Origin of the sequence: Planktothrix sp. FACHB-1355 (assembly GCF_014748295.1) — a bacterium.
In the GTDB taxonomy this organism is placed as follows: Bacteria; Cyanobacteriota; Cyanobacteriia; order Cyanobacteriales; family Aerosakkonemataceae; genus Aerosakkonema; species Aerosakkonema funiforme_A.
Genome location: NZ_JACJUP010000094.1, coordinates 1 through 10,690, shown reverse-complemented (window position 1 = coordinate 10,690; position 10,690 = coordinate 1). Strand labels below are relative to the sequence as shown.

At 47.0% G+C, this 10,690-nt stretch carries 12 protein-coding genes; 6 read left to right on the top strand and 6 right to left on the bottom strand.

The genetic code is table 11. The annotated features are described in order from the left end of the window. Nucleotides 1-124: 124 nt before the first annotated feature. Nucleotides 125-334: a translation initiation factor IF-2 gene (locus tag H6S82_RS06865; RefSeq protein ID WP_190474759.1), complete on the top strand. Its 210-nt coding sequence runs from the start codon at nucleotides 125-127 to the stop codon at nucleotides 332-334. On the opposite strand, the gene H6S82_RS06860 is transcribed toward H6S82_RS06865, so the two are convergent. Next, complete coding sequence (locus tag H6S82_RS06860) at nucleotides 323-469, bottom strand: hypothetical protein (RefSeq protein WP_190474761.1); 147 nt, start codon at nucleotides 467-469, stop codon at nucleotides 323-325. The two genes, H6S82_RS06865 and H6S82_RS06860, sit on opposite strands and share 12 nt — an antisense overlap. A 29-nt stretch (nucleotides 470-498) precedes the next feature. Here H6S82_RS06860 and psbV point away from each other — a divergent pair, with 29 nt between their 5' ends. The 5 genes from psbV to H6S82_RS06835 all read left to right on the top strand — a co-directional run bounded on the left by psbV (nucleotide 499) and on the right by H6S82_RS06835 (nucleotide 3,651). After that, nucleotides 499-990, top strand: coding sequence for a photosystem II cytochrome c-550 (gene psbV / locus H6S82_RS06855; protein ID WP_190474763.1), 492 nt, complete (start codon nucleotides 499-501; stop codon nucleotides 988-990). A 146-nt stretch (nucleotides 991-1,136) separates the two neighbouring features. Beyond that, nucleotides 1,137-1,634 carry a photosystem II cytochrome PsbV2 gene (psbV2, locus tag H6S82_RS06850; protein ID WP_190474765.1) on the top strand — a complete coding sequence of 166 codons (498 nt, stop codon included), beginning with the start codon at nucleotides 1,137-1,139 and terminating at the stop codon, nucleotides 1,632-1,634. A gap of 167 nt (nucleotides 1,635-1,801) precedes the next feature. Continuing rightward, nucleotides 1,802-2,221: a plastocyanin gene (gene petE, locus H6S82_RS06845; RefSeq protein ID WP_190474767.1), complete on the top strand. Its 420-nt coding sequence runs from the start codon at nucleotides 1,802-1,804 to the stop codon at nucleotides 2,219-2,221. Nucleotides 2,222-2,378: 157 nt separating this feature from the next. Beyond that, a complete protein-coding gene (gene petJ / locus H6S82_RS06840; protein ID WP_190474769.1) occupies nucleotides 2,379-2,711 on the top strand; it encodes a cytochrome c6 PetJ in 333 nt (110 codons plus the stop codon). Between the two features lie 220 nt (nucleotides 2,712-2,931). Continuing rightward, nucleotides 2,932-3,651: a rhomboid family intramembrane serine protease gene (locus H6S82_RS06835; RefSeq protein ID WP_190474771.1), complete on the top strand. Its 720-nt coding sequence runs from the start codon at nucleotides 2,932-2,934 to the stop codon at nucleotides 3,649-3,651. Between the two features lie 43 nt (nucleotides 3,652-3,694). On the opposite strand, the gene H6S82_RS06830 is transcribed toward H6S82_RS06835, so the two are convergent. The 5 genes from H6S82_RS06830 to H6S82_RS06810 all read right to left on the bottom strand — a co-directional run bounded on the left by H6S82_RS06830 (nucleotide 3,695) and on the right by H6S82_RS06810 (nucleotide 10,013). Then, nucleotides 3,695-5,887, bottom strand: a complete 2,193-nt coding sequence (locus H6S82_RS06830; RefSeq protein ID WP_190474773.1) for a tyrosine-protein kinase domain-containing protein — start codon at nucleotides 5,885-5,887, stop codon at nucleotides 3,695-3,697. Nucleotides 5,888-6,000: 113 nt separating this feature from the next. Beyond that, nucleotides 6,001-7,221: a polysaccharide biosynthesis/export family protein gene (locus H6S82_RS06825; protein WP_190474775.1), complete on the bottom strand. Its 1,221-nt coding sequence runs from the start codon at nucleotides 7,219-7,221 to the stop codon at nucleotides 6,001-6,003. A 23-nt stretch (nucleotides 7,222-7,244) separates the two neighbouring features. Beyond that, nucleotides 7,245-7,958 (bottom strand): cyanoexosortase B system-associated protein, encoded by a 714-nt coding sequence (locus H6S82_RS06820; protein WP_190474777.1) that lies wholly within the window; start codon nucleotides 7,956-7,958, stop codon nucleotides 7,245-7,247. Next, entirely contained in the window at nucleotides 7,955-8,857 is a 903-nt protein-coding gene (gene crtB, locus H6S82_RS06815) for a cyanoexosortase B (RefSeq protein ID WP_190474779.1), read from the bottom strand. Before crtB ends, H6S82_RS06820 begins: the two co-directional genes overlap by 4 nt. Nucleotides 8,858-8,861: 4 nt before the next feature. Beyond that, nucleotides 8,862-10,013 (bottom strand): DegT/DnrJ/EryC1/StrS family aminotransferase, encoded by a 1,152-nt coding sequence (locus tag H6S82_RS06810; RefSeq protein WP_190474781.1) that lies wholly within the window; start codon nucleotides 10,011-10,013, stop codon nucleotides 8,862-8,864. Nucleotides 10,014-10,690: the final 677 nt, after the last annotated feature.

Here is a 10,690-nt window from a genome sequence, read left to right as displayed (position 1 = left end):
CTCTTCCGATCTCCCCAGCCCCTAGCCCCTAGCCCCTGACTCAAATCAACAGATTCTGTCTTGGGAAACGTACCGCTCAGTGGCATGATTATGAGAGTGGCTCAATCTTTCGCAAACAACCAGTATGGGTTTTGCAGATCTGTCGATTGAAGAAATCGCCGCTGACTACAACACTTCGGTGGCAGAAGTGTTGAAGCTAGGCGATCGGTTGGGAATCAAATACAAAAACCCTCAGACTCGTTTGGCCTTAGAGGATGCGAAGGCGATCGTTTCCGAAATTATGGCTCAAGGAAATAGATCGGGCACTGACCGACAGGAAGATTCACCCCTGTAACCCAACAGTCGCCAGGTCTTTCTGAGCTAGATGATTCCTAGCTTTATCGCTCGTCTGGGCTAGAGCTATGTCGCTCACCTTGTCGATCGGTATGCTGACCAAATCGAACAGATTGAGTCCACCTGCAATATCCAATCACCGAGCCTGATTGTTTTGGGAGTACCATGCTTAAAAAATACATTTTGCTTGCTGTGGCCACTGTATTATTCACCTTCCAGATGGTTGTCGGAAGCGCCTTTGCCGCCGAACTCGACGCCCAAACCCGCACGGTGCCAAAAAATTCGCAGGGTGACACCACAGTCCTGAGTCTGGAACAAGTCAAGGAAGGCAAACGGCTGTTTAGTAATGTGTGTTCCCAATGCCACAATGGGGGCGTTACAAAGACAAACCCCAACGTGGGACTCGAGCCGGAAGCCCTTTCCTTCGCGACGCCGCCCCGCGATAACATCGAAGCATTGGTGGAATATATGAAGAATCCCACCACCTACGATGGCGAAATATCGATCGCTGAGGAACACCCCAGCAAGAAGAGCGCAGATATCTTCCCAGAAATGAGAAATCTGAGCGACGAAGACCTAGAGGCGATTGCCGGTCACATCCTGCTACAGCCAAAAGTAGCAGGCGTTAGGTGGGGAGGCGGCAAAATCTATTTTTAAAGCCGTTGTTTAAAAAGGCAAAAGCAAAAAAGCCAACAATGGAAATCAAGACTATCACTCTTTTGTCTATTTCTGATTGCTTTTTACTTTTTCCTTTTTTCTTTTTACTTGCCCTGCTCACCCCAAATCCCAAAGTGAAGCATCAAATGCTGCGCCCATTAATTTCAGTTCCACGTCTGTTGACAATTTTAGCTGCTTGCCTGAGCGCGATGTTGGTAAGCCTACCAGCTAGAGCAGCAGGTGTAGACCCTTATGTGGTGCGTTACTTACACGTTACAGAACCGATCGCTCTCAAGTTCGACGAGCAGGGTGAGACTCGTCTGTTTTCACCGACAGACGTTTCCAAAGGCAAACAGCTGTTCCAGAAGCACTGTATGAGCTGTCATGTGGGAGGAGCCACCTTACCAAATCCGCAAGTGTCGCTCTCCCTACAGGCGCTTCAAGGTGCCAGTCCGCCTCGCGATAATATCAAAAATCTGGTAGCCTACTTCCGAGAACCGATGCTCTATGATGGGAGCGAAGAAAGCTATGTATGCCGAAGAATCTCCCCCAGTTGGATGTCGGAAGCTGAGGTAACAGACTTGGCTGCTTTCTTACTGACAGCAGCGGATAAAGCACCGGGATGGGGTACAGACAGTTTTTAACTTGGGATTGATTGACAAAATCCCTTCTCTCTCTTAAAGCAGCGATCTCGTTTCTTGCCGATCGCCAGCTTTAGAAAAATACATCCTGAAAATGAAGTTATACCAGCAACTTCTCTGGTAGTTTATTTTCAGGAAACTTAGTCGAGTACTAATCTCAGGAGGAGATTATGGACTTCGTAGCTGCTATTTCACGGCGCTTAAAACTAGCATTTTTGAGCATCTTGTTGGTCGCTTGTACCTTCGTGTTGCTGACTCCCCCCGCTGCCGCCGATACCGTCACGGTCAAAATGGGGAAAGATAATGGAATGTTGGCCTTCGATCCCCCTAAAGTCACCATCAAACCGGGTGACACTATAGAGTGGTTAAACAATAAACTTCCTCCCCACAATATCGTCTTCGATGGGGCAAAAAATCCCGCTAAAAGTGCAGACCTCGCCAAGAGTCTGTCTCATAAGGGTTTATTGATGAAACCCGGTCAGAAGTTCCAAGTTACTTTCCCAGCAGACGCACCAGCAGGCGTATATACCTACTACTGCGAACCGCATCGCGGTGCTGGTATGGTGGGCACAATTACTGTTCAAGGTTAAAGATCTGACCGATCGGATTGCTTGCTCGCACTGGTGACTTCGTGGGGTGTGCTCTTTATGCTTTTGCTCCTGAATGTAAATGTTTGCAAGAACCATAAAATATTCTTGTCTGACATTTTTACCCATTGCTGCACACCTTGATTCCAGGAGAACTCCCTTGAGAAGATTTGTATCTGCTGTACTGCTAACAATCGCAGTTTTGACATTTGCCTTCGGACGTCCTGCCCTTGCAGGAAATGCAGCAAATGGTGCGAAAATATTTTCTGCCAATTGCTCTGCCTGCCATATGGGCGGTAACAACGTCATTATGGCTAATAAAAACCTGAAGAAAGATGCTTTGAAGAAATATGGTATGAACTCACTAGAAGCAATCAAAACTCAGGTGACAAATGGTAAAAATGCCATGCCATCTTTTCGCGGTCGTTTGAACGCGCAGCAGATAGAAGATGTAGCCACTTATGTGCTGAGTCAAGCAGAAAAGGGCTGGTAACTGCTGGCTAAAAGCTGTAGCACTTACGCATAAAGCAGCAAAAATGCAAGGGATTGGGGAGCAAAGGAAGTTCAGGAAGATAAAAAATATTTTCCTCAGTTCTTTTGCTCCTCTGCTATATGTTGAATCTGTAAGTCCTAAGATAGAATCCGCAAGTTAGAAGACGTAACATAATTTAATAGGGTATCTTTCAGCTTAATGATGCTGAGGAAAAAAGCCTGTGGTTCCCCTTCGCGATGAAAATCCGACCCGCATCACTCCGTATGTTACTTACGGGTTGATTGCTGCTAATATTCTGGTTTTTTTATACGAACTGAGTTTACCGCCGCAACAATTGCAAGGATTTTTCCATGTGGCGGCAGTGGTACCGCGAGAGTTAAGCGCTAGCTTTTCGGGCATACCCGCCAGTTATGGACTGCCAGTAAATTACGGACTGCCGGAGTGGATGACTCTGTTTACTTCGCAATTTCTGCACGGCGGTTTTTTACACCTGGCGGGCAATATGTTGTTTTTGTGGATTTTTGGTAACAATGTTGAAGACAAGCTGGGTCACGTCAAATATTTGTTTTTTTATTTGACTTGTGGTGCGTTGGCGGCATTAGCTCAGTGGTTTTTTGCTACTGGTTCGATCGTACCTTCTTTGGGTGCCAGCGGTGCGATCGCAGGAGTTCTGGGAGCTTATATTCTCAGATTCCCCAAGGCACGCATCCTTACACTTTTCGGTTATTTTGTGGGCTATGTTCCCGCTTACTTCTTTTTGGGTTGGTGGTTTGTCCAGCAAGCTTTCTACGGGATTGCCAGCCTCAACGCTCCTGCTAACATCGGTATGGAAGGTGGTGGAATTGCCTACTGGGCACACGCCGGCGGCTTTGTCGTCGGAGCAATTTTAGCGCCTTTATTGGGATTATTTGCCGATCGCTCTGAATCCGAGCAGTTTTAATAAAAGTCAAAAGTCAAAAATGGAATTTTATTGTTTTGGCTTTTCACTTTTTAGCTTTTACTTTTTTGGAGTCTTTGGTTTGGCGTGACTGCAAATTTTCTGCTTCGGCAGTCAGGGAATCTTGGGGTTCTATGCTAACGCTAGGCATCGGCAGCGGGATGTCAGCGCCATTGACGATCGCACCCAACAACTGCAAGTCTTCTGATTCTCCTAATTGCTCGATCGCCTCCGTCAACATACTTTCCCCCGTGTAACCCGGTCGAGCTACCAGCACCATCCCATCTGTGAGCGGCTCCAACAATAGAGCGTCATTGCATATACTAAGAGCGGGCGTATCGATTATTACTAGGTCAAATCGTCCTCGCATATCCTCTATCAAGCGGCGAAACTCGCTTGATTCAATAATAGCTGCCGGTTGTCGCAACGGCCCCGGACTCGGTACCAGGTATAAATTTTCTACTTCCGGTACGAGGCGCACGCACTCGCTCCAAGTGCCGTAGTAACGCAAGGGTTCTATAAAGGCATCAGGGTCGGGTGCCACCTTAACCGCTTTAGAGAGAGATGGCGATCGCAAATCGGCTTCGATCAGCAAAGTTCGCTTACCGGCACGAGCCGAGGCAATGGCCAAGTTGTAAGCGGTGACGCTTTTACCTTCTTGGTCGATCGTACTGCTGAGTGTAAGTACCTTCACAGGTTTATCGCTAGTACGGCGCAGACTGCTGCGGATACGTTCGTAGACTTCCAAATAGGGCGAATCTGGCGTCACCAAAACCGGTATGCCCTCGCGATCGGGGTCAAAGACCAAAATATAAGGTACGATACCCAGCAGTTGCACCTCTTGCTGCGTCAGCAAACCGCGAATATCTTCCATCGTTTGCAAAATACCGCCCATAGAACCGAGCAAGAAGATTAATCCGCCGCCCACAGCCAGTCCAGCTAATGCGCCTATGGCGATCGTCATCATAGGATTTTGTCCGGGCTGGACTACTTCGGAAACTTCTGCCGGTTTGACCGCAGTCAAGCTGCTCACAGTTTCTGCTTCTGCGGCTTGTGCATCCACTAAAGCCGCCTGCATTTTGCTGAAGAGGCTTTGTCTGAGCTGGTATTCCTGCTGTAATTGCGATAATTCTAGTTGCTTATCGGGAATAGTAGCGTATTCTCGCCTTAACTTCTGCTCTTGTAGGAGAATCGCCTGAAACTGCTGCACCAATGCTTCTTGTTGCGTCTTTAAAGTTACGAGCTGTTGTGCTAAGGCTTGTCGAGCCGGATCGAGACTGCTATCTTGACGGATTTTCGCGCCACTTTGGAGCGGTGCTGCTATCCCGTTCCCGCCAATTACCTCGGCGGCTCTGGCTCTGAGCTGTTCCTCGTAAGCTTTTTGTTGCTTGCGTAAAGCAATTATGTTGGGGTGTACGGGTCGCAGGTCTTTGCTGAGAATAGCTAGCTGAGATTCGATTTGGTAAATCTGCACTCGCAAATTGGCAATAATCGGGTCGGCACTGAGAGCCGAGGAAGCATATGCTTGGTCTGGTGTCAAGCCCAAGCGTTGCTGCAAGCTGCGAATTTGGGCTTCGATCCCCTGCAATTCAAATTGTATCTGACGCTGCTGATTTTGGCTGCCAGTAATACCTTGAATTAAACTGCCATTTTCGGCTGCCAACAAAATTGGCCCTTCCACCTTGGTAAACTTTTGCAGTTTTCCTTCTGCCAATCGCAGTTCCTGCTCTACCTGGGGCAACCTTTTAGTAAGCTCCTCCTTAATCGCTCTGAGTCTAGAAGTGTTAATCAAACGGCTGCGTTCGACCATCCCCACCATTATGGAATTGACCACATCAGCAGCTTTCTTCCCATCTTCATCTGTGTAGCTAACAGTCACTATAGGTGGTGGAGGCGGTTGCCCTTTAGCAGCGGGTCTGGGCGGTCTGACCCTAACATTCTTGCGTACCAGTTTTGGATTCGCATTAGCTTGCTTCGCCGCCGTTGCTTTCACATCATCGTTAGCCAGAGCGTCTACATTAATTCCCTGAGCTTGCTGTTGAATATCACTTCCTGTTTTGGAAATAATCACCGGTGGCTGAGTGTAACTTAGTAAGCCTTGAGCTTCATATTGTTTGGGTGGTGCTGGCTGTAGTGCCACAAAACCGGCTCCCCCCATAATGAGAATACAGGCAGCCACTCCCTTCCATTTGTGCTGGTCGAAGGCGATCAGATAGCGTTTAACAATAGGTGAAGCCATAAGTTAAAAGTCAAAAGTTCAAGATCGAATCACAGAAAATCGGTTTTTGAAAGTAGTGGACTGGCTGTGTGGAGAGGGGAATAGTTTTGAGGAAAGACAAATAATATAATATTTTAATCATTATTATTGGTTCCTGGGCCAAAAAGATCGCTCGCACTATCGCTGAGAGAGCGAAAGAACAGCAAAAAACCGAGAATATCTCGGAAAGGTTGAGTAAAAGTATTCAGAGCGTAAGTAATTCGACCCACAAGATTGCGACCGATGACGATCACATCGTTGTCTCGCAGGGGCATATTTTGAGACGCATCCCCAAACAAAGCTCTTTTACCATTGAGTTCCCTGACTATTGCCCTACCTCTTTCTGGATCGAATCGGATCAGGGCTACCCTGTTGATATCTGCTGTTTGCAGATTCGGACTGGCAGCGGTGAAAGCATCCAGAAAAGTACTGCCGCTGGGAAGGCGAAGATTGCCCAAGCCTTGATTAGGATAGCTTAAAACGCGGATATTGATGACTGGTTGGGCTAGAGTCGATTTAGCTACCAGGGTGCGATCGTAAGTAGCGTCGTTTCCCACTTCCAATTGTGGCACGATGACTGCATCTCCATCCTCCAAACGCAAATCTGGGAGAGGATCTCCGGCAGCCAAAGGTGTAAATAGATCTACTCGTTGTTCGATAAAAGAGCCATCCAATAAAAAGCGACGCACCCGAATTTGTCGCAAGTCGGCTTTGTCCGTGCTGCCATTTGCTACCAGCATTGCCGTGGATAGGCGCGGCGGGAACGGCAGGCTATAAAAACCCGGTCGCGACACGGCACCGGTAATAGTCACTTGAACGGGACGCTGACCTGCCAGTCCTACGGAGACTACCGGGTCGATCACGTAGCGATTAAAACCTAAGCGTAATTTTTCTTGAATTTCTGGCAGAGTCAAACCTGCTACAGAGACAGTTCCCAACAGCGGGACGACGATATTGCCTTCCGGTGTGACAGCAGCTTGAAAGCTCAGGTCTGGAAAGCGTTGAGTTATAACGGAAAGGCTATCTCCCGGCCCGATCCGGTAGGGGCCGAATTGGGGACTCGGTTCAAAGCGCTGAGGTGTGTTTTGCAGTTCAAACGGAACTACCGGTATGGTTACAGGGGACTGGGCTATCGAATTTGGGATTTGGGATTGAGAAGCGGAAATGGGGGATAGGGAATGTTCTGCCGCTATAGCCAGTCCCCAGCTTTTTTGAGCGCGTGTCCAAAATAAGCCTGTGAGCAGGAGGGTGCTACCTGTGTGAAGACTGAGCAGGTGAATAGCTATTAAACGTCGCCTTAACACAACCCCTTTCATGTTTAACTTTTCATTTTTAATTCTTAATTTTTGCGAAATGGCCCTGACATTAAAGTGGATTGAACAGTTTTGCCGATCGACTCAGCTATAGGCCAAACTTTTTCGATGTCACCCAAAGGTTCGATGGGTATTTGGATATTGACTGCAACCCACGGAACTCGACGCTTTTGCCACTGCGCCATTTGATCGGCCCAAAACCATTTGCCTGGGTCTGGACTGCCTCCATTGGGAACAGCATACCATTGCAGTACGGCGTAAGTCTGCGTTGGGTTCCAACCTCGGAAGTACTGAGCTTCCACTTTGGCAGTTTGACTGTTATTATTTGTTGAGGTGGCAGTAAACTGAGCCGATCGATAGTTATCTGTTTTCCAACGCCAAAATCCTTTGATATCTACCCACTCTACCTGCGGCTGTTCTTTTGGTCCGTTTTGAGGCAGTAACATCAATACCGCCTGAGTTTGTGGGTCGCGTTGCAGATTTTGGAAAGACCATTTGTGACCGCTCACTTCTGGGTTTTGCTGGGAGATGGTCTGCCAACCCGGAACAGTGAGTCCTGTTTTCCGCAATTGTTGGATTTGCTTGAGGGAAGGTATTGGCGGCGGTTGCTCCCAAGCCCAACGTCCTTTCAGGTAACTGGGAACTGCTCCTAACGCGATCAATACTAACAGGAACAGGAGCAAGATGACCTGAGAGAGTTTTAAGTTATAAGTTTTGAGTTTTGAATCCAAATAATTCATAATTCCTCAACTTGAGGCTGTTCGCTTTCATCGAGGTCGGTGGGAAAATATTTTTCCATTAAATTGATTAGCACAACCAATAATCCCAGCAAACAAGCAGAATAAAAGTCACCGCCCCAACTTTCGTGCAGCCATTCAAAGGCTTGCTGATTGCCAGTACCGTGAAAGAAGGTCAGCAAGGCATTGCGAATGATGTTGGCAATGACGCTGAGCAATGCGGCACTCAATAAGAATAGAATTGTTTTCGTGCGCGATCGCAATGCTCCAGTCCAGAAAAGCAACATCAAGCCTACGTAGAGACTGGTGAATAGCATTTTCAGGCCGGCACAGTGCGGCGCTACCTCCACAATTTGTCCGCCAACGTATAAGTTGATCTCCTCTACCGTGACGTTGACGCCAAATTGACTCAAAATAAACCCAGCTACTCCAGCAATAAAACTTTGTAAAGGTAAGGCATAGGGTTCGATCAGATACGGTACTGATGTTGGCGATGCCAGCAATACCAACAACAAGGGAAAAGCTTGCAATTTGAAACCGGGAAATCCTTTTAACCACAAGCAGAGTCCGGTTAGCACGACTGGGAATGATAAATTTACCCAGTCGTTTAAGCCACTCAGATAAAATATTCCTCCCATAACTAACAAACCGGCACCTATGGGATCTGCTTTATCTGGTAAGCGACGCCACAGCTTTCTATTTGTCCAAGCGATATAAGTGGCAAAGGGTAGACCGATTAATCCGTGGCTGAAATATTCGTGTACGATGCCGATATTTTTGTGCAGCCAGCCATCATACCAATGCAATAGTAAAGGTGCGTACAAAATTGTCAGAAAAGCTAGTATAGCGCCACTGAGTAGATGTGGCTCTAAGGTTTTGGGAATTTTTAATCCTACTTGCATAGATTTAACCGGATATAGCAGCTTCTGGAGCGATAAGGATATGCTGAAGTGCTTGCACGACTTGCACAATTTGAGTTTGGCTCAAACCTGGGTACATTGGCAAGGATAAAATCTGTTTTGATAGGATTTCGGAATTGGGAAAGTCTCCGGCTTTGTATCCTAGATACTGATAAGCTGGCTGGAGATGGCAAGGCAGGGGATAGTGAATGCCTGTTTGAATGCCAACTGCGCTCAGTTCGGCTTGGATTTTTTCTCGCTCGATCGCACAGGATTCGTTAATACGGATGACGTATAGGTGATAAATATGACCTGTGCCGCTTTGGTTATGGATGGGGAAAATACCGTGCGATCGCAGCGGTTCTAGTAAGCGATCGTACTCCTGTGCAGCTGCGTTGCGGAGATTGTTCCACTCTGGTAAATGAGGTAGTTTGACGTTGAGGACGGCTGCTTGTAGGGTATCGAGACGGCTGTTTGTACCGTATTCGGTGTGGAGATATTTTTGTGGCGCACCGTAGTTCCGGAGCGAGCGCATTTTTTGCGCTACCTCTGCATCATTTGTTACCAGAATACCGCCATCGCCGATCGCTCCCAAATTTTTGCTGGGATAAAAACTGAATGCGGCGGCTTTACCGATTGAAGCAGCTTTGTAACCTTCTCGTTCCGCTAGATGTGCTTGAGCGGCATCTTCAAAGATTATCAAATTGTGAGCGCTGGCTAAATCTCGCAGTTGCTTGGGCGACACCATTTGTCCGTAGAGATGCACTGGAACAATCGCCCGCGTTTGCTCGCTAATCGCTTTTTCTGCTGCTTTTAGGTCAATTAAAGCGGTTTCCGGGTCGCAATCGACGAAAATCGGGGTAGCGCCAGCGTGGAGAACGCCGATGAGAGTGGCAACAAAGGTATTGGCTGGTAAGATTACTTCATCGCCGGGACGAATACCGCAAGCTTGCAGTCCGAGTGCGATCGCATCTGTGCCGCAAGCGACGCCAATACCGTATTCTACACCACAAGCATTAGCAAATGCTGTCTCAAATTCGGCGACAGCTTTGCCCATGATAAAATCTCCCTGGTGGAGTACAGTCAGGATGGCTTGTTCGATTTGGTTTATCAGCGGTTCGTGTTGAAAGCTGAGGTCTACAAAGGGAATTTTGGTCATTGATGGGTGAATGTGAGATTTCGATCGCAGCGCTTTGGACTAATGGCAGCAGTTAACAAAGTTATCTGATCTATTTATGGTTTATTTTTGCGAATGCCTCTTCCGTATTTATACGCATAAATCAAATCAATTTGACTGTCGGTAGACCGAAAATTTCTGCACTCCTGTCCAAAAATCCTAACAAACTGTATCTAAACATACAAAATTTCCTCAAGAGACTGCAAGTTACTTAACCGCGCCAGATTGATTAATAAATTTTCTAAAGAAACAAAAATCCTCTCTTCTGTATCTCACTTTCAAGCGGGGAAAAAAATTAAAAATTATTTAAACTAAAATAAATCTACTATTCTTGACATCTGTCTTTAGAAAGATGTTAGATACATTTAGCAAGCAACCGAATTGATCATTTGATTTTAGTTCTACAGTCGATACTTAGGCCCAATTTACATGGGGGATTGACAGGGATTGAGATTGACCTCAATGAAAACCCAATTAAGTACAACATCAGCACAAAAGTTATGTCGAATACTCAATTAGGGGTGGCCTTGACTGAATTTTACCTGTTGGATTGCTGGAAAAAGAGGGAGGAAGTGTTTTGGCAGCTATGGAAAAGGTATCAAAATTATCTTTACCGTCGCTGTCTGAAATGGATGGGGGGTAACCCTGCTGATGCCGAA

Coding starts and splice junctions, on each gene's coding strand:
- psbV2 (WP_190474765.1), top strand. CDS start 1,137: ATGCTGCGCCCATTAATTTCAGTTCCACGTCTGTTGACAATTTTAGCT.
- petE (WP_190474767.1), top strand. CDS start 1,802: ATGGACTTCGTAGCTGCTATTTCACGGCGCTTAAAACTAGCATTTTTG.
- H6S82_RS06830 (WP_190474773.1), bottom strand. CDS start 5,887: ATGGCTTCACCTATTGTTAAACGCTATCTGATCGCCTTCGACCAGCAC.
- crtB (WP_190474779.1), bottom strand. CDS start 8,857: ATGCAAGTAGGATTAAAAATTCCCAAAACCTTAGAGCCACATCTACTC.
- H6S82_RS06865 (WP_190474759.1), top strand. CDS start 125: ATGGGTTTTGCAGATCTGTCGATTGAAGAAATCGCCGCTGACTACAAC.
- H6S82_RS06825 (WP_190474775.1), bottom strand. CDS start 7,221: ATGAAAGGGGTTGTGTTAAGGCGACGTTTAATAGCTATTCACCTGCTC.
- psbV (WP_190474763.1), top strand. CDS start 499: ATGCTTAAAAAATACATTTTGCTTGCTGTGGCCACTGTATTATTCACC.
- H6S82_RS06810 (WP_190474781.1), bottom strand. CDS start 10,013: ATGACCAAAATTCCCTTTGTAGACCTCAGCTTTCAACACGAACCGCTG.
- H6S82_RS06820 (WP_190474777.1), bottom strand. CDS start 7,958: ATGAATTATTTGGATTCAAAACTCAAAACTTATAACTTAAAACTCTCT.